Annotated in this window: 29 protein-coding genes and 1 other RNA gene; 18 read left to right on the top strand and 12 right to left on the bottom strand. The window is 64.9% G+C overall.

Translation table 11 applies throughout. The annotated features are described in order from the left end of the window. Positions 1-65: 65 nt before the first annotated feature. Positions 66-1,499, top strand: coding sequence for a cardiolipin synthase (gene cls / locus GRI68_RS02365; protein ID WP_160615538.1), 1,434 nt, complete (start codon positions 66-68; stop codon positions 1,497-1,499). A 30-nt stretch (positions 1,500-1,529) separates the two neighbouring features. Here cls and GRI68_RS02360 read toward each other — a convergent pair whose 3' ends face one another. Beyond that, positions 1,530-1,724, bottom strand: a complete 195-nt coding sequence (locus GRI68_RS02360; protein WP_160615536.1) for a hypothetical protein — start codon at positions 1,722-1,724, stop codon at positions 1,530-1,532. Between the two features lie 138 nt (positions 1,725-1,862). Between GRI68_RS02360 and GRI68_RS02355 the strand changes: the two genes are divergently transcribed. Together GRI68_RS02355 and GRI68_RS02350 are read left to right on the top strand one after the other, a co-directional pair. Continuing rightward, positions 1,863-2,030 carry a hypothetical protein gene (locus tag GRI68_RS02355; RefSeq protein ID WP_160615534.1) on the top strand — a complete coding sequence of 56 codons (168 nt, stop codon included), beginning with the start codon at positions 1,863-1,865 and terminating at the stop codon, positions 2,028-2,030. After that, on the top strand, positions 2,017-2,418 hold the full coding sequence (locus GRI68_RS02350) for a DUF983 domain-containing protein (RefSeq protein ID WP_160615532.1): 402 nt from the start codon (positions 2,017-2,019) through the stop codon (positions 2,416-2,418). The genes GRI68_RS02355 and GRI68_RS02350 overlap by 14 nt, the downstream gene beginning before the upstream one ends. A gap of 24 nt (positions 2,419-2,442) precedes the next feature. Here GRI68_RS02350 and GRI68_RS02345 read toward each other — a convergent pair whose 3' ends face one another. After that, positions 2,443-3,522 carry a site-specific DNA-methyltransferase gene (locus GRI68_RS02345; RefSeq protein WP_407643359.1) on the bottom strand — a complete coding sequence of 360 codons (1,080 nt, stop codon included), beginning with the start codon at positions 3,520-3,522 and terminating at the stop codon, positions 2,443-2,445. A 323-nt stretch (positions 3,523-3,845) separates the two neighbouring features. Then, entirely contained in the window at positions 3,846-4,475 is a 630-nt protein-coding gene (locus GRI68_RS02340) for a ribonuclease HII (protein ID WP_160615528.1), read from the bottom strand. Between GRI68_RS02340 and GRI68_RS02335 the strand changes: the two genes are divergently transcribed. From GRI68_RS02335 to GRI68_RS02315, 5 genes are all read left to right on the top strand, one after another. Continuing rightward, on the top strand, positions 4,474-5,649 hold the full coding sequence (locus GRI68_RS02335) for a PQQ-dependent sugar dehydrogenase (RefSeq protein ID WP_160615526.1): 1,176 nt from the start codon (positions 4,474-4,476) through the stop codon (positions 5,647-5,649). The genes GRI68_RS02340 and GRI68_RS02335 overlap by 2 nt on opposite strands. A gap of 71 nt (positions 5,650-5,720) precedes the next feature. Next, the gene (locus GRI68_RS02330; RefSeq protein WP_160615524.1) at positions 5,721-6,233 is read left to right on the top strand and encodes a GNAT family N-acetyltransferase; all 513 of its coding nucleotides are present in this window, start codon (positions 5,721-5,723) and stop codon (positions 6,231-6,233) included. Positions 6,234-6,290: 57 nt separating this feature from the next. Next, a complete protein-coding gene (locus tag GRI68_RS02325; protein ID WP_160615522.1) occupies positions 6,291-6,839 on the top strand; it encodes a DUF1285 domain-containing protein in 549 nt (182 codons plus the stop codon). Beyond that, complete coding sequence (locus tag GRI68_RS02320; protein ID WP_160615520.1) at positions 6,836-7,441, top strand: CoA pyrophosphatase; 606 nt, start codon at positions 6,836-6,838, stop codon at positions 7,439-7,441. The genes GRI68_RS02325 and GRI68_RS02320 overlap by 4 nt, the downstream gene beginning before the upstream one ends. Continuing rightward, complete coding sequence (locus tag GRI68_RS02315; protein WP_160615518.1) at positions 7,438-8,601, top strand: CCA tRNA nucleotidyltransferase; 1,164 nt, start codon at positions 7,438-7,440, stop codon at positions 8,599-8,601. The genes GRI68_RS02320 and GRI68_RS02315 overlap by 4 nt, the downstream gene beginning before the upstream one ends. 36 nt (positions 8,602-8,637) lie before the next feature. Here GRI68_RS02315 and GRI68_RS02310 read toward each other — a convergent pair whose 3' ends face one another. After that, on the bottom strand, positions 8,638-10,737 hold the full coding sequence (locus GRI68_RS02310) for a malate synthase G (RefSeq protein WP_160615516.1): 2,100 nt from the start codon (positions 10,735-10,737) through the stop codon (positions 8,638-8,640). 190 nt (positions 10,738-10,927) lie between these two features. On the opposite strand from GRI68_RS02310, the gene GRI68_RS02305 reads away from it, so the two are divergent. The 4 genes from GRI68_RS02305 to GRI68_RS02290 all read left to right on the top strand — a co-directional run bounded on the left by GRI68_RS02305 (position 10,928) and on the right by GRI68_RS02290 (position 14,775). Further along, positions 10,928-12,136: a hydrolase gene (locus GRI68_RS02305; protein ID WP_160615514.1), complete on the top strand. Its 1,209-nt coding sequence runs from the start codon at positions 10,928-10,930 to the stop codon at positions 12,134-12,136. After that, positions 12,133-13,146 carry an arginine N-succinyltransferase gene (locus tag GRI68_RS02300; protein WP_160615513.1) on the top strand — a complete coding sequence of 338 codons (1,014 nt, stop codon included), beginning with the start codon at positions 12,133-12,135 and terminating at the stop codon, positions 13,144-13,146. Before GRI68_RS02305 ends, GRI68_RS02300 begins: the two co-directional genes overlap by 4 nt. Beyond that, entirely contained in the window at positions 13,146-14,393 is a 1,248-nt protein-coding gene (locus GRI68_RS02295; protein ID WP_160615511.1) for an N-succinylarginine dihydrolase, read from the top strand. Before GRI68_RS02300 ends, GRI68_RS02295 begins: the two co-directional genes overlap by 1 nt. A 133-nt stretch (positions 14,394-14,526) precedes the next feature. Next, a complete protein-coding gene (locus GRI68_RS02290) occupies positions 14,527-14,775 on the top strand; it encodes a hypothetical protein (RefSeq protein WP_160615509.1) in 249 nt (82 codons plus the stop codon). A 49-nt stretch (positions 14,776-14,824) separates the two neighbouring features. On the opposite strand, the gene ssrA is transcribed toward GRI68_RS02290, so the two are convergent. Next, positions 14,825-15,180, bottom strand: a transfer-messenger RNA (tmRNA) gene (gene ssrA, locus GRI68_RS02285). Between the two features lie 287 nt (positions 15,181-15,467). After that, positions 15,468-15,968: a large conductance mechanosensitive channel protein MscL gene (gene mscL / locus GRI68_RS02280; RefSeq protein WP_234028692.1), complete on the bottom strand. Its 501-nt coding sequence runs from the start codon at positions 15,966-15,968 to the stop codon at positions 15,468-15,470. Positions 15,969-16,098: 130 nt separating this feature from the next. Here mscL and GRI68_RS02275 point away from each other — a divergent pair, with 130 nt between their 5' ends. From GRI68_RS02275 to GRI68_RS02250, 6 genes are read left to right on the top strand one after another with little or no spacing between them, the layout of a single operon-like run. Continuing rightward, positions 16,099-16,698: a LemA family protein gene (locus GRI68_RS02275; RefSeq protein ID WP_160615507.1), complete on the top strand. Its 600-nt coding sequence runs from the start codon at positions 16,099-16,101 to the stop codon at positions 16,696-16,698. 22 nt (positions 16,699-16,720) lie between these two features. After that, entirely contained in the window at positions 16,721-17,551 is an 831-nt protein-coding gene (locus GRI68_RS02270) for a TPM domain-containing protein (protein WP_160615506.1), read from the top strand. Positions 17,552-17,564: 13 nt separating this feature from the next. Further along, complete coding sequence (locus GRI68_RS02265) at positions 17,565-18,239, top strand: TPM domain-containing protein (protein ID WP_160615505.1); 675 nt, start codon at positions 17,565-17,567, stop codon at positions 18,237-18,239. Further along, complete coding sequence (locus GRI68_RS02260; RefSeq protein ID WP_160615504.1) at positions 18,236-18,775, top strand: NUDIX hydrolase; 540 nt, start codon at positions 18,236-18,238, stop codon at positions 18,773-18,775. Before GRI68_RS02265 ends, GRI68_RS02260 begins: the two co-directional genes overlap by 4 nt. Before the next feature lie 29 nt (positions 18,776-18,804). Continuing rightward, positions 18,805-19,587, top strand: coding sequence for an SDR family oxidoreductase (locus GRI68_RS02255; protein WP_160615503.1), 783 nt, complete (start codon positions 18,805-18,807; stop codon positions 19,585-19,587). Further along, positions 19,584-21,188, top strand: coding sequence for a fatty acid--CoA ligase (locus GRI68_RS02250; protein WP_325063743.1), 1,605 nt, complete (start codon positions 19,584-19,586; stop codon positions 21,186-21,188). Before GRI68_RS02255 ends, GRI68_RS02250 begins: the two co-directional genes overlap by 4 nt. A 41-nt stretch (positions 21,189-21,229) precedes the next feature. Here the strand turns inward: GRI68_RS02250 and mmsB are convergent, their stop codons facing one another. The 6 genes from mmsB to GRI68_RS02220 form a co-directional block, all read right to left on the bottom strand. Continuing rightward, a complete protein-coding gene (gene mmsB, locus GRI68_RS02245) occupies positions 21,230-22,096 on the bottom strand; it encodes a 3-hydroxyisobutyrate dehydrogenase (RefSeq protein ID WP_160615502.1) in 867 nt (288 codons plus the stop codon). Between the two features lie 111 nt (positions 22,097-22,207). Next, on the bottom strand, positions 22,208-22,990 hold the full coding sequence (locus GRI68_RS02240) for an enoyl-CoA hydratase-related protein (protein ID WP_160615501.1): 783 nt from the start codon (positions 22,988-22,990) through the stop codon (positions 22,208-22,210). Between the two features lie 99 nt (positions 22,991-23,089). Continuing rightward, positions 23,090-24,136, bottom strand: coding sequence for an enoyl-CoA hydratase/isomerase family protein (locus GRI68_RS02235; RefSeq protein WP_160615500.1), 1,047 nt, complete (start codon positions 24,134-24,136; stop codon positions 23,090-23,092). 8 nt (positions 24,137-24,144) lie between these two features. Beyond that, positions 24,145-25,290 carry an acyl-CoA dehydrogenase family protein gene (locus tag GRI68_RS02230; protein ID WP_160615499.1) on the bottom strand — a complete coding sequence of 382 codons (1,146 nt, stop codon included), beginning with the start codon at positions 25,288-25,290 and terminating at the stop codon, positions 24,145-24,147. Then, the gene (locus tag GRI68_RS02225; protein WP_160615498.1) at positions 25,287-25,697 is read right to left on the bottom strand and encodes a RidA family protein; all 411 of its coding nucleotides are present in this window, start codon (positions 25,695-25,697) and stop codon (positions 25,287-25,289) included. The genes GRI68_RS02230 and GRI68_RS02225 overlap by 4 nt, the downstream gene beginning before the upstream one ends. Next, on the bottom strand, positions 25,694-25,996 hold the full coding sequence (locus tag GRI68_RS02220; RefSeq protein ID WP_234028691.1) for an I78 family peptidase inhibitor: 303 nt from the start codon (positions 25,994-25,996) through the stop codon (positions 25,694-25,696). The genes GRI68_RS02225 and GRI68_RS02220 overlap by 4 nt, the downstream gene beginning before the upstream one ends. Between the last annotated feature and the right edge of the window lie 4 nt (positions 25,997-26,000).

Genomic DNA, 26,000 nt, shown 5'->3' with positions numbered 1-26,000 from the left:
GCTCTATCGGCCTGCCGGAAATACGGTAGAGAATAGGCCAACGTCATCGGCAGGAAGGAAAGCACTTGATCGATTGGAGCAAGGTTGCGGGCCTGGTGCTCGTCGCGATCCATCTCGCCGTGATCGTGCGCGCCGTGCTGTTCGACAAGCGCGATTCCGATGCGCGGGCGGCATGGGTGGTGCTGCTGATCGCCTTGCCGGTGGCGGGCGTGATCCTCTACCTCATCTTCGGCGAGCCATGGATTTCCAAAGCCTTTCGCGAGCATGCGCGCCAGGCCGAACAAGACCTGGTCCCCTTCGCACCGGACCCGTCACCGAAAGCGAGGCTGGACGGGCTGACCGGCAACGCCTTCCGAACCTTCGAGGCCGCGGCGGGATGGCCCACTGCCACGGGAAACAAAGCGATCCTCGCGCCGGATTCCGATGCCGCGATCGAGATGCTGGTGGCCGACATCGATGCTGCCCGACACGTGGTCCACCTGTCGTTCTATATCTGGCTCAAGGACCATAACGGCACCAAAGTGGTGGAGGCCGTCTGCCGCGCGGCGCGGCGCGGCGTGACATGCCGGATCGCCGCCGATGCGGTGGGCTCGCGCGGCCTGATCCGATCCGTCCACTGGCCTGCGATGCGCAAAGCCGGGGCACAGCTTTGCAGCCTGCTCGAAACGCCGCTCGGTCTGGGCTTTCTCGTCGGGCATCGCGCCGATCTGCGCAATCACCGCAAGATCGCCGTGATCGACGGGCGCATCGCCTATTGCGGCAGCCAGAACTGCGCCGATCCTGCCTTTCTTCCCAAGCGCACATTCGCGCCCTGGGTCGATATCCTCGCGCGCTTCGAGGGGCCGGTGGCGCGACAGGCGGACATCATCTTCGCCGCCTCATGGACGCTGGAGACGGGCGAGGACATGCACGCCGCGATGCAAGCGGACCCGCCGCGGCCCTTACCCGATGGTATCGCCGCCATTGCCAGCGGTGTCGGTCCGCTGTCGCCGCGCGGCACGATGACCGACATGTTCGTGGCCGTGCTGGCAGCCGCGCAGACCGGCATGACGATCACCACCCCCTATTTCGCGCCCGATCCGCCGCTGATCGGCGCGATCATGGCCGCTGCGCGCCGCGGGGTCGCGGTTCGCATCGTCTTCCCGCATCGCAACGACAACCGGATCGTCGGCGCGATCAGTCGCGCCTATTACCCGATGCTGGCAAAGGCAGGCGTGCGCATCTTCGAATATCGCGGCGGCCTGCTCCACGCCAAGACGATCGTGGTGGACGACAGGCTCGCGCTGATCGGCTCGTCCAACATGGACCGCCGCAGCCTTGAGCTCAATTTCGAAAACAACATCCTGCTCGAATCCGCCGCGCTCGCCACTCAGCTTCGCGAACGCCAGGAACGCTGGCTGGCAGACGCCACCGAGATCGACCGCGAAGAGGCCACCAGCCGACCGCTCCCCCGCCGCTTCGTCGACAATCTGCTGACGATCATCGCCGCGCCGTTTTGACCACGGCAGTCCTACCGGGCCAACCCCTCCTCACCCGCACATGACGAGCCTCGTCTCGCTCACCTCGATCACCGGCACCTCCCACGGATGCGCAGCGAGGATGGCGTCGATCGCGCGTGTGACCTTGTCCTGCGGGGCCTCCGACGGGATATAGATGGTGAGGACGGCGGTGGGCGATACGCTGGCGGCACCGGCCTCACCGAGAGTGGGGCTGGCATCGGGCACGGGTGTGATGGTTTCGAGCCCCGGCGCAATTTTCCTATAGAGGTCGGTACGGCCCTCGTGTCAATCCTGCGTCTTGAGCCTCGGCGCTCGGCCAGACCTATGGCCTCCGGGCCTGCAAGCCTCTAAAGCGCGTCCATCATGCCTGTCTTTATGATCATCGTTTCCATTCTCCTCATGGCGCTGTTCGTCGTGGTCGCGATTGCGGGGAACCGCGCGCAGGATCGCCAGAATGCCGAGATCGCGCGCCGGCGTCAGGAGCGGGTCGAATGCGACGAGACGGCGGGGGCTCTCGATGAATCGGAGTGAAGCCGAGACGGTGGAGCCGCAGACCGGCTTCACCCCCGCCTCGTCGAACTGGGAGGCCGTGTGGCGCGGGATCCGCAATCGCTGCCCCCATTGCGGTGAGGCAACGTTGATGCCGCGCTTTCTCAAGCCGGTGGAAGAATGCCCGGTCTGCGGCAAGGATTGGGACCGGCACCGGGCGGACGATTTTCCGGCCTATGTCTCGATCTTCCTGACCGGCCATATCATGGCGCCGATCATGATCGCGCTGGCAACGGCCGATATCCTCTCGACGCTCGGCCTCGTGCTGGCGCTGGTGATCCCTTTCGCGATCCTCTCGATCGGGCTGATCCAGCCAGCCAAGGGCGCGATCATGGCGCTGCTCTGGCGGCTGGGCGTCAACGGGAAGTAAGGCCCGAAGCCGCGATCCCTCGGGTTAATCCTCGGTGGCCAGCCGGTAGAGATCGCGCGCGGCGTCGAGCGGCTTGATCTCGTTTCCGTCCTCGAAATGCCAGAAGGTCCAGCCATTGCAGCTCGGTGCGCCTTGCAGCTTTGCGCCGAGTGCGTGGATCGAGCCGTCCTGCTTGTTCGAAACCAGCGAACCGTCGGCGCGGACGGTGGCTTCCCAGCGGCGTTTCTTGTCGAACACCACAGTGCCCGGCTTCACGTAGCCTGCCTCGACCAGCGCGCCGAACGCGACGCGCGGTGCGCTGCGCTTGGCCTGCATGGTGGTGATTGCGCTTTCATCGAGCGGGAGTTCCTTTTCGATGCGCGCGGTGGCAACCCGGCGATACTTGCTCTCGCGCTCGCAACCGATCCATTCGCGGCCCAGGCGCTTGGCCACCGCGCCGGTGGTGCCGGTACCGAAGAAGGGATCGAGCACGACGTCGCCTTTGTTCGTCGTCGCCAGCATCACGCGATAGAGCAGGCTTTCGGGCTTCTGCGTCGGGTGCGCCTTGTGGCCGTTTTCCTTCAAGCGCTCGGCACCCGAGCAGATCGGCAGCACCCAGTCGCTGCGCATCTGGAGCTCGTCATTGAGCGTCTTCATCGCGCGATAATTGAAGGTGTAGCGCGATTTCTCGCCCATCCCGGCCCAGATCAGCGTCTCGTGCGCATTGGTGAAGCGCGTGCCGCGGAAATTGGGCATCGGGTTGGTCTTGCGCCAGATGATGTCGTTGAGGATCCAGAAGCCCAGATCCTGCAGCGTCGCGCCGACACGGAAGATATTGTGGTAGCTGCCGATGACCCACAGCGAGCCGTTGGGCTTGAGCACCCGGCGCGCTTCGGCGAGCCAGCCGCGGGTGAATTCGTCATAGGCGCGGAAGCTGTCGAAGTGATCCCAATCGTCGGTCACCGCATCGACATGGCTGCCGTCGGGCCGGTTGAGATCGCCGCCGAGCTGGAGATTGTAGGGCGGATCGGCGAACACCATGTCGACGCTGTTGTCGGGCAGCGAGCGCATCGCCTCGATGCAATCGCCATCAAGAATTTCCCCGAGAGGCAATAGTTTACGCAGATCTTCTGCGGTAAGACGCGAAGCCGCCTTGCCCTTGTGCGCAACCTGCGCAGCCCCCTTGGCCTTCGTCTCGATCACCTGCCCCATCCTTACCGTCCTTTGTCCTGTTGCCAAGGTCGTTGGAGTCCCCACAGGTGCTCCGTCAAGGCATAAGAAGCTCGGCGTATATGGTTAACAAAACGTTACCGACACGATGGGAAGAGTCGCGCACAAGATGTTGAGTCACCGTAGAATCCGGCGACTCCATATCTGGGGGTGTGGCGCGGAAGACTCAGCCCGGGTGCCGTGCGGCGAGCCGTTAACCAATCGTGCCGTGCCTGCGATCAGAGCAGCGTGAGCTGGGCCACGGGCGCGAAACTGCGACGGTGATGCGGGGTCGGGCCATGGGTGCGCAGCGCCGCGATATGCTCGGCCGTGCCGTAGCCGGCATTCCGCTCCCAGCCGTAATGCGGATGGGCGGCGGCCAGATCGCGCATTGCGGCGTCGCGGTGCTCCTTGGCGAGGATCGAGGCGGCGGAGATGCACGGCTCCTTCGCGTCGCCCTTCACGATCGCGCGAGCGGGCCAGCGCCACTCCTCGCGCCGACCGGAGGGCGTCAGATTGCCGTCGATCAGCACCTCGTCGGGCTCGCGCCCAAGCGCGTCGACCACCCGGGCGACCGCGAGCGTCATCGCCAGCATCGTCGCACCGAAGATGTTGAGCCGGTCGATCTCGTCGACCTCGACCACCCCCAGAGCCCAGGCGCAACGCGCCCGTATCGGCGTGACGAGCGCGGCGCGCTGCTTGGCCGAAAGCACCTTGCTGTCCGCCAGGCCGGGCGGGCGCGGTTTGCACAAAACGCAGGCGGCGGCGACCACCGGACCGGCCAGTGGGCCACGCCCGGCCTCGTCCACGCCGATGACGAGACGATCCGCGTCGGAGCCGAATCCGGTATGGGGCGTTGAAGCAAACATGACCTATCTCAAAAGCGCATTCGCATTGTCCGCCGCCAGCCTTTTTCTCGCAAGCTGCAACGCTGCCGCTTCCGGGGATAGAGAAGCAACATCGACGCCCAGTCCGGCCGCGGCCGAGCAGGATTTCACCGTCACCGCGATCGGCACCTATGAAGAGCCATGGGCCGCCGCGTTCATTCCCGGCACCCCGCTGCTGTTCATCACCCAGAAGGCGGGCACTGCGCGGATCTTCGATACCGCTGCGGATACGCCGCGCCTGATCACGGTCAGCGGGCTCCCGGACGTCGATTATGGCGGCCAAGGCGGTCTTGGCGACGTTGCCTTCCTCCCGTCGGAAAGCGCGCCCAGGCTCGATACGCGTACGATCTATCTGAGCTGGGCCGAGGCCGGTCCGGGCGACACCAGAGGCGCGGCGGTCGGCAAGGGCACGCTGCGCTGCTGGGTTGCCGACGAATGCGCGGTCGAGGACCTCGAAGTGATCTGGCGACAGGATCCCAAGGTGACCGGACGCGGGCACTATTCGCACCGGCTCGCGATCTCGCCCGACGGCCAGTATCTGTTCGTCGCCTCGGGCGAGCGACAGAAAAAGGATCCGGCGCAGGATACAAGCAACAATCTCGGCTCGATCGTGCGGCTCAATCTCGACGGCACGCCTGCCGCGGGCAATCCGCTGGCAAGCGAAGGCGGCGTCTCGGCGCAATTGTGGAGCTGGGGCCATCGCAACATCCTCGGCCTCGAATTCGACAGCCAAGGGCGGCTGTGGGATCTCGAACACGGCCCCAAGGGTGGCGACGAGCTCAACCTGGTCGAACCCGGCACCAATTACGGCTGGCCGATCGTTTCCAACGGCGTGAACTATGACGGCTCGCCGATCCCCGACAACGACACCCGCCCCGAGTTCGAAAAGCCGAAAGTCGGCTGGACCCCCGTGATCGCGCCGGGAAGCATGCTGTTCTATTCGGGCGCCATGTTCCCCGCCTGGCGTGACAAGCTGCTGATCGCCAATCTCAAGACCAAGTCGATCTCCGAAGTTTCGTTCGACGGCACGAACGCGCAGGAAACCGCGCGCTACGATTTCGACAACCGCCTGCGCGAGATCGTGCAGGGGCCGGATGGTGCGGTCTATGTGCTGGAAGATGGCGACAACGCACGGCTGCTGAAGCTGACGCGCTGACACTAGGGCGACAAGGGTTGGACTCGGACGCTGCGCACGATTAACGCGCGGCGCCCAAGGAGCCAACGACAATGCCTGCGATCATCCCGCTCGATTCCGTCGACCCCGTCATGGTGGAGCAATTGCTCGACCGCGTGTTCGGGCCCGAGCGCGCGGCGCGCACCGCCTATCGTATCCGCGAAGGGCTCGAGCCGCTGGCAGGCCTCAGCTTCGCCGCGCTCGACGATGAAGACATGCTCGCCGCGACGATCCAGTGCTGGCCCATCGCGCTCACCGATCCGCGCGGCAAGACCTGCCCGCTGATCATGGTCGGCCCCGTCGCGGTCGTTCCCGAGGTCCAGGGTCAAGGCTATGGCCGCGCGCTGTTCGCCGCCTTGGCCGACGCGCTGGGCGAAGGCGCCCCGCCGCAAGTGCTGATCGGCGATCCGGAATATTACGGGCGCTTCGGCTATTCGGATCGCGGCACGATGAACTGGGACACGCCCGGCCCGGTGGAACGCCATCGCCTGCTTGTGCGCGGCGCCGATCCCGCCGTGCTGCCGAGCCACGCCATGCTGGGGCCGTGGCGGGCGGATCTTTTGTAGCGATCGTCATTGCCGCACAGGGATGACGAAGTGTGTCCGTTGTGGCATCGCTTTTTTATGCCCTACACCCCTCCCCCCGATCTCGCGGGCCTTTCGCTGATGGACGTCGCCAGGCTGATGGAAGAGCGCGGCCTGCCGCCGCTCGATCAATGGCAGCCCGAACATGTCGGCGACAGCGAGATGCGGATTGCCGCCGACGGCCGCTGGTATCACCAGGGCGGCGAAGTCAGGCGCCCCGGGATGGTCCGCGCCTTCGCCTCGCTGCTGTTGCGCGATGACGATGGGCAGCACTGGCTCGTCACCCCTCACCAGAAACTGTCGATCGAGGTCGAGGATGCGGCGCTGATCGCCACCGACGTGAAATGCGAGGATGGCGCGCTCGCCTTCCGGCTCAACACGGACGACCTAGTGATTGCCGGGCCGGACCATCCGTTGCGGGTCTCGGGCACGGCCGAGGAACCCGCCGCCTATGTCATGGCGCGTCACGGCATCGAGGCGCGGCTCGATCGATCGACCTGGCTGCAACTGGCCGAGATTGCGCTGGCGGACGGCGATGAGCCGGTGGTGTCGAGCAACGGCGCAAGCTTCTCGCTGCTCCCTGCATGAGCGAGCTGTTCAATCGCCTCCAGCAGCTCTTCGACGAAGGCCATCAGGCCGACCTCGACGACCTGCTGACCGACGAAGACTTCGCCGATCCCGATCCGCGCCCCGCAGCGGTGCTGATCCCGGTGGTCGAGCGCTCCGACAGCGAGGGCGGCCCGACCGCAATCCTCACCCAGCGCCCGCGCGATATGCGCGACCACCCCGGCCAGGTCGCCTTCCCCGGCGGCAAGATCGATGAAGGCGAGGATGCGATCGAAGCGGCCTTGCGCGAAGCCGATGAGGAGCTTGCGCTTGCCCCGCGTCATGTCCGGGTGATCGGCGCGACCGACGATTACGTCACCGGGACCGGTTTCTCGGTCACCCCCGTGCTCGGCGTGGTGCCGCCAGACCTGCCGCTGGTGCCCAATCCGGGCGAGGTCGAAAGCTGGTTCGAAGTGCCCTTGCTCACGCTGCTCGACCGCGCCAACTGGCGGCAGAACAGCGTATTGTGGCGCGGCGCCGAGCGGACCTATTTCGAAATGCAGTGGCACGATTATCGGATCTGGGGCGTGACCGCGGCGATCATCGTCAATCTGTCACGCAGGCTCGATTGGGTGAAGGTATGACGACGCTCCCCGAGACCGAATGGACCGGCCGCGCAGACCTCGCCGAACTGGTCGCCGCACTCGGCCCGGGCAAAGCGCGCTGGGTCGGCGGGGCGGTGCGCGACACGCTGCTGGGCCTCGATGTCAAGGATATCGACTGCGCGACCCCCCTCACCCCGCAAGACGTGATTGCCGCGTGCAGGGCGGCGGGCATTCGAACCGTGCCGACCGGAATCGACCACGGCACCGTCACCGCGCTGCGCGACAGCGGCAATGTCGAGATCACCACACTGCGCCGCGACGTATCGACCGACGGCCGGCGCGCTACGGTCGCCTTCAGCGAGGACTGGAAGGAAGACGCCGCGCGGCGCGATTTCACCATCAACGCGCTCTATGCGGATCCCGCGACCGGCGAGATCCACGACTATTTTGGCGGGCTCGCCGATCTGAAAGCGCGCACGGTGCGCTTTATCGGCGATGCGCGCGAACGCATTCGTGAGGACCATTTGCGGATCCTGCGCTATTTCCGTTTCCAGGCGCGGTTCGGCAGCCATCCGCCCGACGCCGAAGCCGAAGCCGCCTGCGCCGAACTCGCCCCGATGTTGAAGGGCATCAGCCGCGAACGGATCGCGAGCGAGCTGCTGCAATTGCTGGTCGCGCCGGGTGCGCGCGACACGTTGCAATGGATGGAGCGGCTCGGCGTGCTCGCCGTGATCCTCCCGGAAGCCGATGCTGCGGGTCTGGCTGTGACAAAGCAGGAAGCCGCCAATGGGCTCGATCCCGATCCGATCCGCCGACTGGCGGCGATCCTGCCCGCCGATCGCGACCTCGCGGGCAAGGTTGCCGGGCGGCTGCGGCTCTCCAACGCGCAAAAGAAGCGCCTGCAACTGGCGGCCTTGCGGGAGTCCGGCGATGCCGATGACCCGCGCGCGCTGGCCTACCGCGTCGGTCTGGAGACCGCGAACGACCGGCTCGCCATTCTGGGCGTTGGCAATGCCCCGCTGCACGATTGGGAGCCGCCGCGCTTACCGTTGAAAGGCGGCGCGATCGTGAAGCGCGGGGTCAAGGCCGGGCCGGACGTGGCGCGGCTGATGCGGACGGTCGAAGCCCGCTGGATCGGCGAGGATTTCCCGGGTGAAGAGCGGGTCATGGCGATGCTCGACGAAGAGCTCGCCAAGTAGCCGTCATCCCGGCCAAAGCCGGGATGACGGAATGCCTTACTCTCCCTTCGCCCGGCGACGCCAAGCGTGGAGCAACGGTTCGGTGTAGCCATTGGGCTGCTCGGCGCCCTTGAAGATCAGGTCGCGCGCGGCTTGGTAAGCCGGACCATCCTCATTGCCGATCAACGGGGTGTAGGACGGATCGCCCTCGTTTTGCGCATCGACCTTGGCCGCCATCCGCGCGAGCGAGGCATCGACCTGATCGGCGCTGACCACGCCGTGCATCAGCCAGTTGGCGATATGCTGCGAGGAAATGCGCAGGGTGGCGCGGTCTTCCATCAGGCCGACATCGTGAATGTCCGGCACCTTGGAACAGCCGACCCCGGCATCGATCCAGCGCACGACATAGCCGAGGATGCCTTGGGCGTTGTTATCGAGCTCGGCCTGCACTTCCTCGTCGGACCAGTTCGCGCCATCGGCCAGCGGGATCGTCAGCAGATCGGACAGCGGCGGCACCGGCTCCTGCGCCAATTGCTCCTGCCGTTCGGACACGTCGAAACGGTGGTAATGCATCGCGTGGAGCGTTGCCGCGGTCGGGCTCGGCACCCAGGCGCAATTCGCGCCCGCTTCCAGATGCGCGCCCTTTTCCTCCATCATCGCCGCCATCCGGTCGGGCGCGGCCCACATGCCCTTGCCGATCTGCGCCTTGCCTTTCAGCCCGCAGGCAAGCCCGATCGCGACATTGCGCTTTTCATAGGCCTGGAGCCAGGTCGACGCCTTGATCTCGGCCTTGCGCTGCATCGCGCCGGCTTTCATCGAGGTGTGGATTTCGTCGCCCGTGCGATCGAGGAAGCCGGTGTTGATGAACACCACCCGGTCCTTCACCGCATGGATGCAGGCGGCCAGGTTCGCACTGGTGCGGCGCTCCTCGTCCATCACGCCGACCTTGATCGCGTGGCGCTTCAGACCCAGCAGGTCTTCCACGGCGTCGAACAGGTCGTTGGTGAAAGCGCATTCTTCCGGCCCATGCATCTTCGGCTTCACGATATAAACCGAGCCGTGGATCGAATTGCGCCAGCGCACATGGCCTTCGATGTCGAACGCGCCGATCGCCGAGCTAACCACTGCGTCGAGCACACCTTCGGGCACCGGATCGCCGTCGGCGGTCAGCACCGCGTCGCTCGCCATCAGGTGGCCGACATTGCGCACGAACAGCACGCTGCGGCCCTGCATGGTCACCAGCTTATGATTGGTCGCCTTGTATTCGATATCCGAATCGAGATCGCGGGTGACGGTCTTGCCGCCTTTCTCGAAACTCGCGGTGAGATTGCCGCAGATCACGCCGAGCCAGTTGCGATAGGCCCGCAGCTTGTCCGACGCATCGACCGCGGCGACCGAATCCTCCAGGTCGACGATTGTGGTGAGCGCGCTTTCTAGCCGGACGTCCGAAACGCCCGCCGGATCGTCGCGCCCGATCGGGTGGTCGCGATCGATATCGACGATGATGTGCAGGCCGTTATGGCAGAACACCCAGCTGCCCGTTTCGGTCTCGCCGCAATAGCACGCGCCGTTGCGCAAACTCGGCTTGCCCGTCAGCTCGGTCCAGCTTCCGCTCTCGAGCGGAAGGGCATCGTCGAGGAACGCCTTGGCCGCGGCAATCACCGCCGCGCCGCGGTCGGGGTCGTAACCGCCCTGCTTGGCCGGCGGCGCGTCGAGCGCATCGGTGCCGTAGAGCGCATCATAGAGACTGCCCCAGCGGGCGTTGGCGGCGTTGAGCAGGAAGCGCGCGTTGAGCACCGGCACAACCAGCTGCGGTCCGGCACGAGTCGCGATTTCGGCATCGACATTCTCGGTGCCGATCGCGAACGGATCCGGCTCGGGCACGAGATAGCCGATCTCGCTCAGAAAGGCTTCGTATTCGGGCCCGTCATGCGGTTTGCCGGCGCGCTGTTCGTGCCAATCGTCGATCGTCGCCTGCAAGGCGTCGCGCCGTTTCAGCAGCGCGGCGTTGCGCGGCATGAACTCGGCCAGCAGGCCCGCAAAGCCCTGCCAGAAATCCCCGGCATCGCGGCCGAGCGTGTCCAGCACGTCCTGTTCGATAAATTCCGCAAGCGCCGCATCGACCTGCAACCCGGCCCGCTCAACTCTGTTCGCCATCCTTCACCCTATCGTTTCCATCGGCCGCTTGCGCAGCCAGTCCAACAATGCCTGGGGGAGGAGCAGGGGCGCTATGACCGACAGCAGCCACGATGACAAGCACCTGCATCACAGGTGCCGGCATCGCAAGCGTGGTTTTCCCGGCGCCACGCCTTGGCCTTCGCGGCACACTTGCCTAACAGGTGCCACCATGTCGCTTACCAATGCCGAAACCGCCCTGCTCGACGCGCTCGATGCCTCCCCCATGCTGGGACAGGTACAGGCGTGGAGCGCGATCAATTCGGGCACCCGCAACCTCGAGGGACTCGCCAGACAGGCCGAGGCGCTTGCCGAAGCGTTCGGCACGCTGCCGGGCGAGATCGACCTGATCGAACCCGCGCCGGTCACCGCCGTCTCCAGCGACGGGCGCGAAGTCGAACTTCAGCATGGCAAGCATCTGGTGCTGCGGGTGCGCCCTGGCGCCAATCGCCGCGTGATCCTGACCGGGCACATGGACACTGTGTTCCCCGCCGATCACCCGTTCCAGGACCAGGCCTGGCTCGACGACGACACGCTCAACGGCCCCGGGGTCGCCGATATGAAAGGCGGGCTCTCGATCATCCTTGCTGCGCTCACCGCGCTGGAAAAAACCCCCGAAGCCAGCGCGCTCGGCTACGACGTGCTGATCAATTCGGACGAAGAGACCGGTTCGCTGTCCTCCTCCGGCCTGATCGCCGAATTGGCCGAAGGCAAGCTCGCCGCCCTCACCTTCGAACCCGCCGCCCTGCCCGATGGCACGCTGGCGCACGAACGCGGCGGCACCGGCAATTATTCGATCACCTTCACCGGCAAATCGGCCCATGCCGGGCGCAACCCGCATGACGGCCGCAACGCCGTGCTCGCCGCCGCCGACCTGGCCCTGCGTCTCGAGAAGATGGCGCATGGCGAGATGACGGTGAACCCGGCCAAGATCGAAGGCGGTGCGGCCAACAATGTCGTGCCCGATCACGCCGTGCTGCGCTTCAACATCCGTCCCAAATCGACCGCAGCGATGGAGAGTTTCGACGCCGATCTCGATGCCGTGCTGCGCGAAGTCGAAGCCGAGCGCGAGGTCTCGATCCATCGCCATGGCGGCGTCACCCGTCCGCCCAAGAAAGTCGACCAGCCGGCGCAGAAACTGTTCGATCTCGTCAAGCAATGCGGCGCCCTGCTCGGGCAGGACATCGGCTGGAAATCGACCGGCGGGGTGTGCGACGGTAATAATATCGCCGCCTGCGGCGTCCCCGTGGTCGACACGATGGGCGTGCGCGGCGGGGCCATTCATTCGCCGGACGAATATCTGATCGTCCCCAGTCTCGAGGAGCGCGCAAAACTCGCCGCGCTCGTCCTCCACCGCATCGCCACCGGAGCGAAGTTTTGACCCACGTGATCCGCGCCGCCACCACCAAAGACGTGGAGGCAATGTACGAAATGGCCAAGCTGACCGGGGGTGGCTTCACCAATCTCCCCCCCGATCGCGACACGCTTGCGGCCAAGCTCGAACGCTCGGCCAAGTGCTTCGCCAAGAATGTCGATCGTCCCGACGACGATCTGTTCGTGCTGGTGCTCGAGGATCTGGAAAGCGGCGAAGTGCGCGGCACGTGCCAGCTGTTCACCGAGGTCGGGCAGCAATGGCCGTTCTATTCCTATCGTATCCAGACCCACAGCCAGCATTCGCAGGAACTCGAGCGGACGTTCCGCGCCGAAATGTTGAGCCTGGTAACCGATCTCGAAGGCTCGAGCGAAGTCGGTGGGTTGTTCCTCCATCCCAATAGCCGCGCGGGCGGGCTCGGCATGCTGCTGGCGCGCAGCCGCTACCTGTTCATCGCCATGCACCGCGACCGCTTCGGCGAGCGCATCCTTGCCGAATTGCGCGGGATCATCGACGACAAGGGCGGATCGCCGTTCTGGGATGGCCTCGCCGGCAAGTTTTTCGGGATGAGCTTCCAGGAAGCCGACGAGTTCAACGCGCTCAATGGCAACCAATTCATTGCCGACCTGATGCCCAAAAGCCCGATCTACACCGCGATGCTGCCCGAAAGCGCGCGCGCAGTGATCGGCCTGCCCCACCCCAACGGCCGCGCCGCGATGCGCATGCTCGAAAAGGAAGGCTTCGCCTATGAGGGCTATGTCGACATCTTCGACGGCGGGCCAACGGTGACGAGCCGCACCAATGCCCTCAAGACCATCCGCGAAAGCCAGCCCGCCGAAATCTCGCGCTGCGACCTCGATATCGGCGACCGCGTGCTGATCGCGACCGGCGCGAACGAGAATTTCCGCTGCTGCTACGGCATGATCGAGGCCGAGGGCGACACAATCGCGATCGACCACAATACCTGCAGGGCGTTGCAGGTCGAACCGGGCGATACCGCCTGGACCGTGGGTCGCTGATGGCGCTCGAGGAAATCAATTTCGACGGGATCGTCGGCCCTTCGCACAATTACGCCGGCCTGAGCCTAGGCAACATCGCCAGCGCGAGCCACAAGGGCGATCCCAGCTATCCGCGCGCCGCCGCGCTGCAGGGCGTCGCGAAGATGCGGCACAATCTGGCGCTCGGGCTGACGCAGGGTTTCCTGCTGCCGCTGCCGCGGCCCAATAGTACCTTCCTCGATGCGATCGCCGCCGATGCGAACACGCCGCGGGCGCTGATCGCCGCTGCATGGTCGGCCTCTTCGATGTGGACCGCCAACGCCGCGACCGTCTCTCCCGCCCCCGATACGGCGGACGGGACGTGCCACCTGACGCCGGCCAATCTCGTCACCATGCCGCATCGCGGACAGGAATGGCAGGACACCAAGGCCCAGCTCGACCTCGCCTTCGGCTCGGACGCCTTCACCGTCCACGACGCGGTGATCCCCACTTTCGGCGATGAAGGCGCGGCCAATCACATGCGCTTTTGCGAGCATCACGATGCGCCCGGCGTCGAAGTGTTCGTATGGGGACGGCAGGGCGGCGAGTTTCCCGCGCGCCAGCATGAACAGGCGAGCCGGATCATCGCGCGCCGCCATGGGCTCGATCCCGCGCGCGCGGTGTTCATCGAACAGAACCCCGAAGCGATCGCTGCCGGGGCCTTCCACAACGATGTCGTGTCGGTCGCCAACGAGCGCGTGCTGTTCACCCATCAACGCGCCTATGCCGATCAAGACGCCGCCTACGACGCGATCCGCGCTGCCTTCCCGGCGCTCGAAGTTGTCGAAGTACCCGAAGACGCCGTCAGCCTCGAAGAAGCGATCCGGACCTATCTCTTCAACGCGCAATTGCTGACCTTGCCGGACGGCGCGATGGCGCTGGTCGTGCCGAGCGAATGCCGAGAAAGCGAAAGCGTCTGGGCATTCTGCCAGAGCATGATCGAAGGCAATGGCCCCATTCGGAAGGTGTTGCCGGTCGACGTTCGCCAGTCGATGGCCAATGGCGGCGGGCCGGCCTGCCTCCGCCTGCGCGTGGTGGCCAACCCGGACACCGTGGATCCGCGCTTTCTCGTGGACGATGCGAAGGCCGAAACGATCGAGTGTGTGGTCGGCGAATACTGGCCCGACCAGATCGATCCCGGCGATATCGGCAGCGAGAAGCTAGCCACGACCGTCATCGCGGCGCGGGCCGCATTGCTCGATACCCTCGACCTCTCCGAACTGATCTGAATCGGGACGGCTGGCAAGAATCCCCGTCGCGTCGGGCACGTTTACACTTAGTAATGTGTTAACCATCCTGCCGACGCGATTCCGCGGATGGCACGATGCTTGCTGGTTCGTATGCGATAGGAGAACGCCACTCATGATCCGAAAAATCGGACGCCTGTTCACGATCAAGACCAAAGTCGAAGCGTATCTCATCATCTATGCGCTCGCCCTCGGCGCGGTCGAGCGCGGCTCGGCCTATCACGACCAGATTCCCGGCTTCGGCGGATGGCTCCTGTTCCTCGCCTGCACCTGCGCGGTCTTCCTGGCCGGCGCGAAGATCCTCGACTGCGTTGAACGCGAGCAGGCGGAACGCGCCGCTCTGGAAGCAGAGACGAACTCGTAGCCGGTAGAATGGAGGTGGGGGTTTCTGTTGCTAGCTACCCCCGGAGCCCCGTATCCGTTCTGTTGACCGGTCGGACCAACCGCGTTCTTAGCTTTGTAAATTCAGGCCGCTAGGCCGTCACATTACGCAGCGAGAGCAAGTGCTTCGTTATCGTTGGCACTTATTGGTTTTGAGCCTTTAACGGGTTACTCAGCCCGGACGAAAACAGCGCCTTTCAACACGCGTCGATCCTGGTTCGGCCCCAACAATGCGTCCGCCCACTTGCTCGGTGGAGGCGAACGCAATGGTGGAGCCGCCGGGTACTGCCCCCGGGTCCGCCGTGCCTATTGCACGCCGCAATTTATCGTCATAGCCCGCCGAAGCGAGCAGGCCCTATATAGGCACGCGAAGATTAATGTGAAGTGAGCAGAGTGTTTGTTTGAGTCCCTCAAACGCCGGGTGCGGGCCATCCGGCCCGCTTGGCTTCGGCCTACCGTCCGGCCTGCAGTCGCAGGCGTTCGCGCTACCGCGCGCAAATTTTTGGACGGATATTGCTGGCCTGGTGCCAAGCGGACACGACCGAGGCGGTCGCCCGCTGGCCGACCAGGCCAAGGCAAGGGCGACCGCCCGCCCGCAGGTGCGCCGTAGCGTAGCGAAGGGAATAGCACCGAGGATGGCCCCGCCGATGCGGGGCCGTAACCACTACGACTCTCCTATGCCCTCTGCGCACCGTCTGCAGGCGCATTCCCTTCCTCCTTCTTCAGCTCGGCCAGGATCTTCTTGAGGACGTCGAGCTGCGGGTCGGTCGGCACGTCGGGGCTCTTCGAGCTGTCCTCGGTCTGGCCGGCCAGTTCCTGCATCTCGTCCATCGCGCGATTGGCCGCGCGCACCAGCATGAAGACGGCGAAGGCGATCAGCAGGAAGTTGATCACCTGGGTGATGAGATCGCCGTAGCCGATCATCTGCACGCCTGCTTCCTTGAGCTCGGCATAATTGGACAGCGAACCCTCATAGCCCTCGGGAATTTCACTCAGGCGGATGAACTTGTTCGAGAAATCGATGTCGCCGAACAGCCAGCCGATCAGCGGCATGATGATTCCTTCTGCGAGCGAGGTGGTGATTTTCCCGAATGCCGCGCCGATCACCACGCCCACGGCGAGGTCGATCACGTTGCCGCGCGCGATGAATTTCTTGAATTCCTTGCCCAGGCTCATGGGTTTCTCCATTGTTGTAACAGGTCGCGCTTTGACACAGTCGGATAGTGGGTGCCAAGCGGCTCGCATCTTGAATACGCGGCGAGCCGTGCTATCTATGTAAGACACCATTCAACGGGGAGTTTGTCGCATGTCCTGGAAGTCCTTCCGCTTTGCCTTCATCGCCGTCGGGGCCGCCATGCTCGCCTCGTGCGGCATCAACTCGGTCCCGACCAAGGAAGAGGCCGCCAAGGCCGCCTGGGCCAATGTCGAAGACGCCTATCAGCGTCGCGCCGACCTGATCCCCAACCTCGTTTCGACCGTGCGCGGCGCCGCCGAGGCTGAGGAAGACACGCTGACCGGCGTGATCGAGGCGCGCTCGAAAGCCACCTCGATCCAGCTCAACGCCGACGATCTCAGCGATCCGGCCAAGTTCCAGCAGTTCGAAGCAGCGCAAGGCGAACTGGGCAGCGCGCTCAGCCGCCTGATGGTCACCGTCGAACGCTACCCCGACCTCAAGAGCCAGGGACGCTTCGCCGACCTCATGGTCTCGCTGGAAAGCTCGGAGAACCGCATCAGCACCGCCCGCACCCGCTACAACGAAGCGGTGCAGGACTATAACACCACGATCCGCACCTTCCCCGACATCGTCGGCGCCAAGGTGATCCACGGTGCCGAACCGATGCAGACCTTCAGCGCCAAGCCGGGTGCCGACGTCGCCCCGACGGTCGATTTCGGCGGTCAGGAATAATCGGCTGCATCGAGACCATCTGATGCAACGCATCGTCATCCTGCTGCTCGTCGCGCTGGCTTTCATCGCCAGCCCGGCGGCGGCGCAGGATTTTCCCCCTGCGCCCGAAGGCCCGGTCTATGACGGCGCCGACCTGATCCCGGCCAATCAGGAGGTTGCACTCGATCAGCGCCTGCGCGATTATACCAAGGCCACCGGTCGCACGATCGTGGTGGCCATCGTGCCCGATATGGGCGGTGTCGATGTCGATACCTACGCTTTCGAACTGGCCGAGGCCTGGAACATCGGCGTCTCCGGCTCGGAGGAAAACGCGCTCCTGTTCGTCTCGCGCGACGATCGCAAGATCGCGATCAAGACCGCGCGCGGGCTCGACGACCGGCTGACCGATATCACCTCGGGCCGGATCATCCGCGACACGCTGCGCCCCGCCTTTCGCGCGGGCGATTTCGGTGGCGGTATTTCACAAGCGGTCGATCAGATCACCGAGCGGCTCGACCTGGCACCGGTCGATGCGCGCGCCGCGGCCGAGGCCGAACGTGCGGCCGAGACCCGGCGGGCAGAAGAAGGCGGCTTCCCCATCGGGACGGTGATCTGGCTCGTCTTCATGTTCTTCTTCTTCATCGTGCCGATGTTCTCGCGCGGGGGATCGCGGCGCTATCGCGGATCGCGCGGAGGCAATGTGGTGCGCGACATCATCCTGTGGGAAGCTGGCAAGTCGATCGCGCGCGGCGCCGGCGGGCGCTCATCGGGCTGGGGCGGGGGCTTCGGCGGTGGTGGTGGCGGAGGTGGGGGCTTCGGCGGATTCGGCGGCGGCGGCGGTTTCACCGGCGGCGGTGCATCCGGCGGATGGTAAGCGGGGCTAGCAGATGAAATATCTCGACGCAGACGGACACCGGATCGTTTCCGACGCGGTCGCACAGGCCGAACTCACCACCAGCGGCGAAATCGTGACCGTGCTCGCGCGCCGGTCGGACGGGTATACCGACGTCATCCTCGTCTGGGCGGCAGTCATCGCGTTCACCGTGATGAGCGTGTTCGCCGTGTGGCCCGAAGCGCTGCTCGACACGATCGACTGGTTCCGCGGCGGCTGGACGCATGACTGGACTTTCGGCGAGGTCATCGCCTGGCTCACCGGTCTGGGCGTGGTCGCCTTCCTCGGCTTCTGGGCGCTGTTGAGCTGGGATCCCCTTACCTTCGCCGTCCTGCCCGGTCCGGTGAAGACCAGGCGCGTCCACGAACGTGCGATCGAGCATTTCAAGGTCGGGGCCGAACGCCGCACCCATGGCCGCACCGGCGTGCTCCTGTATCTCTCGATGAAGGAACACCGCGCCGAAATCGTCGCCGACGAACCGATCGCGGAGAAGGTCTCCGCCGAAGTCTGGGGCGAGGCGATGGCCGACATGCTTGTGCATGTCCGCGAAGGCCGGATCGCCGAAGGGCTGGCAGCAGGCGTGCGCGATGTCGGCGCAGTGCTGTCCGAACATTTCCCGCGGGCCGAGGACGACCAGAACGAGCTCCCCGACCGCTTGATCGAGGTGTGAGCGCGACCGATCACGACGCCCCCGAGGAAACCGTCTGGCAGGGCAGGTTCATCACCGCCAAGACCCGCGGCAAATGGGAATATGTCGGCCGCGCGCGTGGCATCCGCGCCGCGGTGATCGTCGCAGTGGAAGACGCGCACGTCCTCTTGGTCGAGCAGTATCGCGTGCCGCTGGGCAAGCGCTGCATCGAATATCCCGCCGGGCTGATCGGCGACGAAGACGGAGCCGAGGATGAAGACCCCCTCGTGGCCGCCGGGCGCGAGCTGGAAGAGGAAACCGGCTATCGCGCCGCGCATCTCGAGGATTGCGGAGAGTTCTTCTCCTCCCCCGGCATGGTGTCCGAAAGCTTCACTCTCGTCCGCGCGACCGGTCTCACCAAAGTCGGCGACGGCGGCGGCACCGATAGCGAAGACATCACCGTCCATCGCGTGCCGCTCGACGGGATCGAGGAATTCATCGCCGCCAGGCGCACCGACGGAATGGGTATCGACTCGCGCATAACGATGCTGTTAAGCACCCGATTAATAAGGGGCTGAACCCAGCGACAACATACAAGGGAGAGCGCATGGCCGGACGGGTCGAGGGCAAGCTTGCACTGATTACCGGGGGGGCACAGGGCCTCGGCGCGGCAACGGGCAGGCGATTGGTCGAAGAAGGCGCGCGGGTCGTGCTGTCCGACCTCAATGGCGATCGCGCCGCCGAAACCGCCGCTGCGATCTGCGCCGACCATGGCCAGGATGCCGCCTATGCCATCGCCCACGACGTCGCCGATCCCGAAGATTGGGAACGCGTCATCGCGTTCACGCAGGATACGCTCGGCGGGATCTCGGTTCTGGTCAACAATGCCGGGATCGGCATTCGCGGCGATATCGAAACCTGCACCCTGGAAGACTGGCGGCGCGGCTTTGCCGTCAATGTCGACAGCATCTTCCTGGGCTGCCAGCGCGCGCTGCCGATCATGGCGGACAATCAGCCCGGCTCGATCGTCAATATCTCCTCGATCGCGGGCCTGATCGCCAGCGAGACGATGCCCGCTTACAATGCCAGCAAGGCGGCGGTGTGGATGCTCAGCAAATCGATTGCGCTGCATTGCGCGAAGAAGGGCTGGAACATCCGCTGCAATTCGGTGCACCCGACTTTCGTCGACACCCCGATCCTCGATGGCATCGTTGCCAATACCGGTCGCGAGAAGGATGTCGTGATGGGCAAGCTCGCCCGCCAGATCCCGCTGGGCCGCGTGGGCGAACCGGTCGATATCGCCAATGGCGTGCTCTACCTCGCCAGCGACGAGAGCAAGTTCATGACCGGCGCCGAGCTCAAGCTCGACGGGGGGATTTCGGCCCCGTGACCGGCGGGGCGTGGCAGTTGCCGGACCCGGCCTCGTTCACCACCCTGGCGGAACTCGCCACCTTCAACCAACGCGACTACCCGGACCGGATCGCCTTTCGCGAAGGCGACCGTGCGCTGACCTTTGCCCAATTCGGCGATCGCACCGCGCAGGTCGCCAACGGTCTCGTCGATCTGGGGATCGAGCCGGATGAGCGGATCGCATATCTCGGCAAGAACACCATCGAGTTCTACGAATGCGTTGTGGGTGCTGCGAGGGCGGGCTGCGTGCTGACCCCCATCAACTGGCGGCTGGCCGTTCCCGAGGTCGAATGGATCGTGCAGGATTGCGCCGCCCGCGTACTGTTCGTCGATGCCGAATATGTTTCGATCGCGGCGCAGATCCGCGCCAGCCTTCCGAGTGTCGAATTCGTGGTCTGCCTGCAGGATTGCGGCGAGGCCTTCGTCGGCTTCGACACCTGGCGCAACGAGCAGTCGACCGACGACCCCGGGAGTGCTCGCACGGGCGACGATGCCGCGCTACAACTCTACACATCGGGCACCACCGGCTTTCCCAAGGGCGTGGTCCTGTCCAGCACCGCGCTGCTGCGAAGCGCGTTCGACTATAGCTCCGACACAATGGATTTGTGGGACGAATGGGAGGAGGACGATGTCATCCTGCTCGCCATGCCCAATTTCCATATCGGTGGCGTCGCCTCGGGCATTCGCGGGCTGAAAGGCGCGATCGAGAGCGTGCTGATCCGCGAATTCGAACCCGGTGCCGCACTGGATGCGATCGAGCGCCACCGCGTGACCAAGACCTTCATCGTGCCTGCCGCGATTGCTGTGATGCTGATGCATCCCAAATCGACCGAGAGCGATTTTTCGAGCCTGAAATTGGTCGGCTACGGCGCGTCACCCATCCCGCTCGACCTCCTGCGCGCGGCGCTGAAAGTGTTCGGCTGCGATTTCGCGCAAGTCTATGGCCTCACCGAAACCACCGGCACCGTCTGCGCGCTGATGCCGGAGGATCACGATGTCGAGGGCAATGAGCGGATGCGCGGTATCGGCCAGCCCATCAACGGCGTCGAGATGAAAGTGATCGACGAGAATGGTGCGGAAGTGGAACCGCGCGCCATCGGCGAAATCGCGATCCGTTCGACCGCCAACCTCACCAAATACTGGAAACGGCCCGATGCCACGGCGGAAGCGGTCGGTGGCGATGGCTGGTTTCGCTCGGGCGATGCGGGCTATGTCGACGAGGACGGGTATTTCTATCTGTTCGACCGGATCAAGGACATGATCGTGACCGGCGGCGAGAACGTCTATCCCGCCGAGGTCGAGAACGCCGTGTTCGGGTGCGAGGGCGTGGCCGATGTCGCGGTGTTCGGCGTGCCAGACGAAAAGTGGGGCGAAGCGGTCAAGGCCTGCGTGGTGCGCAAGCCCGGATCGGATGTGAGCGAAGTGGATATCATCGCCCATGCCCGCGAGCGGATTGCGGGCTTCAAATGCCCAAAATCGGTCGACTTCGTCGAGGCGCTGCCGCGCAACCCCTCGGGCAAGGTCCTCCGCCGCGAATTGCGCGCGCCCTATTGGGAAGGGCAAGAGCGGCAGATCAGCTGATCGCCGCCCTCACCACTCGAATCTGTCATCCCAGTTTTCGATCAGAGCGTGCGTCCGATCGCCGAGAAATCGAGCGAGCCGTGCTCGTCGGCGAATTTTGCGTACAAATCCTTGGCGTGCTTGCCGAGGGGTGTGCCGGCATTGGCGGTCTCCGCCGCTTCCATCGCCAGCTTGAGGTCCTTGAGCATCAACGCGGTGGCGAAGCCGCCCTTGTAGTCGTTATCGGCGGGGCTTTGCGGGCCGACGCCGGGGACAGGGCAATAGCTCGTCATCGACCAGCACTGGCCCGAACTGACCGAGGAAATATCGTAGAAAGTCTGCGGATCGAGGCCGAGCTTTTCGGCCATCCCGAAGGCTTCGCAGGTGCCGATCATCTGGATCGCGAGCAGCATGTTGTTGCAGATCTTGGCCGCCTGGCCGTTACCCGCATCGCCAGCATGGATCACCGCCTTGCCCATCGCCTCGAGCACCGGCTTGGCGCGGCCGAAAGCCTTGTCGGTGCCGCCGACCATGAAGGTCAGTGTGCCGCCATTTGCCGCCGCGATCCCGCCCGAGACAGGCGCATCGACCATGTCGTAGCCTGCCTTTTCAGCCGCTTCGATCACTTCGCGCGCAGTGGCGACATCGATCGTCGAGCAGTCGAGCAGTGCCGCACCCTCGGGCGCGTGGCCAAACACATCGCTTTCATAGACCGATTTCACGATCCCGCCGTTGGGCAGCATCGAGACGACTGCCTCGACACCCTCGACCGCTTCCTTCGCCGTCGCGAAGGTATTGCAGCCGTGATCCTTGGCGGCCTTGAGCGCCTCGTCCGAAAGATCGAACGCACGCACTTCGTGGCCGTTCTTGATCAGATTCGCGGCCATCCCGCCGCCCATGTTTCCGAGACCGATGAATGCGATTTTCATATTACTCCCCTCCCGCTTGCGGGAGGGGCCGGGGCTGGGCCTGCCTCCCATTAGATTTTGCGTGGGACGCGCCCACCCCGAACCCCTCCCGCAAGCGAGAGGGGAATGAAATCACTTACCCTTCCACTCGCCTTCCCGCTTTTCGATAAAGGCCGTCATGCCTTCGACCTTGTCCTCGGTTGCGGTGAGGATCTGGAACAGGCGGCGTTCGTGGAGCACGCCCTGGTCGAGGAAAGTTTCGTAAGCGGCGTTGACCATTTCCTTGTTCACCTTGGCCGCCATCGGGGGCATGCCGGCGATGGTCTTGGCGGTCTTCACCGCGTCCTCGACCAGATCTTCATGCGGCACGATGCGCGCGACGAGGCCGCTGCGTTCGGCTTCTTCGGCGCCCATCATCCGCCCGGTGAGGCACATTTCCATCGCCTTCGCCTTGCCCACCGCGCGGGTGAGGCGCTGCGAGCCGCCCATGCCCGGCGCAACGCCCAGCTTGATCTCGGGCTGGCCGAACTTGGCCTTGTCCGACGCGAGGATGAAATCGGCCATCATCGCGAGCTCGCACCCGCCACCAAGCGCGAAGCCGTTCACCGCCGCGATCCACGGCTTGCGGGTCGCCTTGACCAAATGACTGGTCCAGCGCGCGAAGAAATCCTCGTTGTAGAAATCCGCCGCGGGCTTGTCGGCCATTTCCTTGATGTCGGCCCCGGCGGCGAACGCTTTCTCGCCCGCGCCGGTGAGCACGAGGCAGCCCTGCCCGTCATCGGCTTCGAACGCGGCGAAGGCGTCGATCAGGTCTTCGAGCACGCTCGAATTGAGCGCGTTGAGCGCCTGCGGACGGTTGAGGGTGACCAGCGTGACATTGTCGCGCTGTTCAACGGTGATGGTTTCGTAGCTCATTCCATACTCCAAAATTTCGTCATTCCCGCGAAGGCGGGAATCCAGGATAACTTCGTGCGTGGCCGCTCTGGATCCCCGCCTTCGCGGGGATGACGACTATCAGAGCGGCTGCCACTCCTCGCCGTCGGGCAGCGGCGCGAAGATCTCGTCGAGCAATTCCTCGGTCACGCCTTCGGGCGTCGCCGGATCCCATTTCGGATCGTTCGACTTGTCGACGATTACTGCGCGCACGCCCTCGGCGAAGTCCGGCCGGGTCAGCACGCGGCTGGCGATGCGGTATTCATTGCGCATATTGTCGGCGAAATCGTCGAACTCCTTCGCCTCGGCCAGCTGGCGCAGCGCGACCTTGCACGTCTGCGGACTCTTGCTGCGCAGCGTGGCGAGTTCCTTCGCCGCCCATTCGCTGTCGTCGGCTTCGAGGCTCGCGATGATCTCTTCGAGACTGTCGGATTGGAAATGCCAGGCGATCCGCTCGGCATTGTCCTCGATCTTGGCCTTTGGCGGGGTCTCCGAGAGATCGGACAGTATGCCGCCGATCCGATCGGGATGTTCGATGATCCGCGCCTTGGCTTCGGCCAGCTTTTCGGACGGGATGTAATGCGTCGCAAGGCCGACCCAGAGGCATTCCGCGCCGTCGAGCCGCGCGCCGGTGAGCGCGAGGAATTGCCCCATCCGCCCGCCGAGCCGCGCAAGGTACCAGCCGCCGCCGACATCGGGGAACAGGCCGATCCCGCTTTCGGGCATGGCGAAGCGCGTGTTCTCCGTCGCGACGCGGTATTTCGCAGGCTGCGCGATCCCGACGCCGCCGCCCATCGTGATCCCGTCCATGAAGGCGACCACGGGCTTGTCGTAAGTGAATATCTGGTGGTTGAGCTGATACTCGTCGTGGAAGAACGCGCGGCCGCTTGTCCCGCCATCATTGAGCGCGGAATTGCGGAGGAAGGCGATGTCGCCACCGGCGCAGAAGCCGCGGCCCTCCGCATGGTCGATCAGCACCGCTTCGACCGTGTCGTTGCCGTGCCATTCGGTCAGCGCCGCGCTCATCGCATGACACATGTCGAGCGTCAGCGCGTGCAGCGCCTTGGGCCGGTTGAGGGAGATATGCCCCACGCTCGCGTGGGTGTGGGTCAGTACGTCTTCGGTCATTGTATCGCTCACTGTCGCAGAAGGTCCCGGCCCACGATCATGCGCATGACCTGGTTGGTCCCTTCGAGGATCGAATGCACGCGCAGGTCGCGCCAGAAGCGTTCGATCGGGTATTCCTTGAGATAGCCGTAGCCGCCGAACAGCTGCAGCGCCTTATTGACGACTTCGCTGCCGCTATCGGTCGCCAGCCGCTTCGCCATGGCCGAGAACTTGCTCTTGTCGGGCGCGTTGTCGGTAACCTTGGCGGCGGCGAGATAGAGCAGCGCGCGCGCGGCCTCCAGATCGGTCGCCATGTCGGCGAGCATGAACTGGGTGTTCTGGAAATCGGCGATCGGCGTATCGAATTGCTTGCGGTCCTTGGTGTAGGCGACCGCCTCGTCGAGGCAGCGCTGCGCCCCGCCGAGCGAACAGGCCCCGATGTTGAGGCGTCCGCCGTCGAGCCCCATCATCGCGAAGCGGAAGCCCTCGCCCTCGTCGCCGACGCGGTTTTCGACCGGGACCTTGGCATCCTCGAAGATGACCTGCGCGGTCGGGCTGGCATTCCAGCCGAGCTTCTTTTCAGGCTTGCCGAAGGAGACGCCGGGCGTGTCCTTGTCGATCACCAGGCAAGTGATGCCGCGCGTCTTGTGGTCGCCGGTGCGAACCATGGTCACATAAACGTCGTTGAAGCCGCCGCCGGAGATGAACTGCTTGGTGCCGTTGAGAACGTAGTGGTCACCTTCCAGTTTCGCACTGGCCTTGAGCCCCGCCGCGTCCGATCCGCTGCCCGGCTCGGTCAGCGCGTAGCTGGCGATTTTTCCCATCGTGACGAGCTGGGGTAGGTACTTCTCCTTCACCGCGGAGCCGCCGAAGCGGTCGATCATCCACGCAGCCATGTTGTGGATCGAGATGTACGCGCTGGTCGCCGGACAGCCATAGGCCATGGCTTCCATGATCAGCGCCGCTTCGAGCCGCCCGAGCGCGATGCCGCCCGATTCCTCGGACACGTAGATCGCCCCGAAGCCGAGCTCGCCCGACTGCTGGATCACGTCTTTCGGGAAATGCGCCTTCTCGTCCCACTCCGCAGCGTGAGGCGTGATGTTGTCGGCGGTGAACTTGCGCGCCATGTCCTGGATCGCAAGCTGCTCGTCTGTAAGTGCGAATTGTCCTGTCATGTGCGCGCCTCTAGCACCGCCTCGACTTCGATTTCCACCTTCCATTCAGGCCGCACGAGTGCGGGCGTGCCGGCCATGGTGGCAGCGGGAGGATACGCGCCGAACGCGCGGGCGTGTGCGGCGCCGATCGCGTCCTGATCGGCAAGGTCGGTCACGTACATGCGAGTGCGGACGACATCGGCGGCGCGGCCGCCCAATTCCTCGATCGCCGCGATCGCGATCGCGAAGCAGCGATCGGCCTGCGCACCTGCATCGCCCGGCGTGGTGGAGCCGTCTGGCTCGATCGGACCGGTGCCGGACACGATGATACGCTCGCCTACGCGGATGGCGCGGCAGAAGCCGAATGTCGTCTCGTAAGGCGAGGCCGAATGGACGCGCTGGCGCTCGTTCGGACCCGCACCACTCATCCGCAGCGGATCTTCGTTACGATCATGTCCTGATCGTAATGCACGTTCACCCTGTCGGGACGCATATCCATCGTGAAGACCGCGCCCGGCGGGCCCCAGCGCAACGTGGTCGCACCGGTGAGTTCGAGCGTTCGCGCGCCAAGCTCGCTGCTGGCCTTCTGGCCCAGCAATCCCTGCGCGGGCGCGGCATCGCAATCACCGCTGGGCGCGATCGGAGTCGGTTCGGAATCGGGCGTCTCGCCAGTGGTCGCGCATCCCGCCAGCAGCAGGCCCGTGGCCGTCATCATAGCAAATCGCATGTTC

Source organism: Alteriqipengyuania halimionae (assembly GCF_009827575.1).
GTDB classification, from domain to species: domain Bacteria; phylum Pseudomonadota; class Alphaproteobacteria; order Sphingomonadales; family Sphingomonadaceae; genus Alteriqipengyuania_A; species Alteriqipengyuania_A halimionae.
This window is presented reverse-complemented; position numbering and strand designations above follow the sequence as displayed.

What these genes read in the sequence shown, in the direction of transcription:
- mmsB (WP_160615502.1), bottom strand. Translation starts at nt 22,096, where the DNA reads ATGAAAATCGCATTCATCGGTCTCGGAAACATGGGCGGCGGGATGGCC.
- GRI68_RS02230 (WP_160615499.1), bottom strand. Translation starts at nt 25,290, where the DNA reads ATGACAGGACAATTCGCACTTACAGACGAGCAGCTTGCGATCCAGGAC.
- GRI68_RS02235 (WP_160615500.1), bottom strand. Translation starts at nt 24,136, where the DNA reads ATGACCGAAGACGTACTGACCCACACCCACGCGAGCGTGGGGCATATC.
- GRI68_RS02305 (WP_160615514.1), top strand. Translation starts at nt 10,928, where the DNA reads ATGTCGCTTACCAATGCCGAAACCGCCCTGCTCGACGCGCTCGATGCC.
- GRI68_RS02310 (WP_160615516.1), bottom strand. Translation starts at nt 10,737, where the DNA reads ATGGCGAACAGAGTTGAGCGGGCCGGGTTGCAGGTCGATGCGGCGCTT.
- mscL (WP_234028692.1), bottom strand. Translation starts at nt 15,968, where the DNA reads ATGAGCCTGGGCAAGGAATTCAAGAAATTCATCGCGCGCGGCAACGTG.
- GRI68_RS02320 (WP_160615520.1), top strand. Translation starts at nt 6,836, where the DNA reads ATGAGCGAGCTGTTCAATCGCCTCCAGCAGCTCTTCGACGAAGGCCAT.
- GRI68_RS02255 (WP_160615503.1), top strand. Translation starts at nt 18,805, where the DNA reads ATGGCCGGACGGGTCGAGGGCAAGCTTGCACTGATTACCGGGGGGGCA.
- GRI68_RS02220 (WP_234028691.1), bottom strand. Translation starts at nt 25,996, where the DNA reads ATGCGATTTGCTATGATGACGGCCACGGGCCTGCTGCTGGCGGGATGC.
- GRI68_RS02295 (WP_160615511.1), top strand. Translation starts at nt 13,146, where the DNA reads ATGGCGCTCGAGGAAATCAATTTCGACGGGATCGTCGGCCCTTCGCAC.
- GRI68_RS02290 (WP_160615509.1), top strand. Translation starts at nt 14,527, where the DNA reads ATGATCCGAAAAATCGGACGCCTGTTCACGATCAAGACCAAAGTCGAA.
- GRI68_RS02265 (WP_160615505.1), top strand. Translation starts at nt 17,565, where the DNA reads ATGAAATATCTCGACGCAGACGGACACCGGATCGTTTCCGACGCGGTC.
- GRI68_RS02340 (WP_160615528.1), bottom strand. Translation starts at nt 4,475, where the DNA reads ATGTTTGCTTCAACGCCCCATACCGGATTCGGCTCCGACGCGGATCGT.
- GRI68_RS02325 (WP_160615522.1), top strand. Translation starts at nt 6,291, where the DNA reads ATGCCCTACACCCCTCCCCCCGATCTCGCGGGCCTTTCGCTGATGGAC.
- GRI68_RS02240 (WP_160615501.1), bottom strand. Translation starts at nt 22,990, where the DNA reads ATGAGCTACGAAACCATCACCGTTGAACAGCGCGACAATGTCACGCTG.
- GRI68_RS02350 (WP_160615532.1), top strand. Translation starts at nt 2,017, where the DNA reads ATGAATCGGAGTGAAGCCGAGACGGTGGAGCCGCAGACCGGCTTCACC.
- GRI68_RS02225 (WP_160615498.1), bottom strand. Translation starts at nt 25,697, where the DNA reads ATGAGTGGTGCGGGTCCGAACGAGCGCCAGCGCGTCCATTCGGCCTCG.
- GRI68_RS02270 (WP_160615506.1), top strand. Translation starts at nt 16,721, where the DNA reads ATGCAACGCATCGTCATCCTGCTGCTCGTCGCGCTGGCTTTCATCGCC.
- GRI68_RS02355 (WP_160615534.1), top strand. Translation starts at nt 1,863, where the DNA reads ATGCCTGTCTTTATGATCATCGTTTCCATTCTCCTCATGGCGCTGTTC.
- GRI68_RS02315 (WP_160615518.1), top strand. Translation starts at nt 7,438, where the DNA reads ATGACGACGCTCCCCGAGACCGAATGGACCGGCCGCGCAGACCTCGCC.
- GRI68_RS02335 (WP_160615526.1), top strand. Translation starts at nt 4,474, where the DNA reads ATGACCTATCTCAAAAGCGCATTCGCATTGTCCGCCGCCAGCCTTTTT.
- GRI68_RS02330 (WP_160615524.1), top strand. Translation starts at nt 5,721, where the DNA reads ATGCCTGCGATCATCCCGCTCGATTCCGTCGACCCCGTCATGGTGGAG.
- GRI68_RS02275 (WP_160615507.1), top strand. Translation starts at nt 16,099, where the DNA reads ATGTCCTGGAAGTCCTTCCGCTTTGCCTTCATCGCCGTCGGGGCCGCC.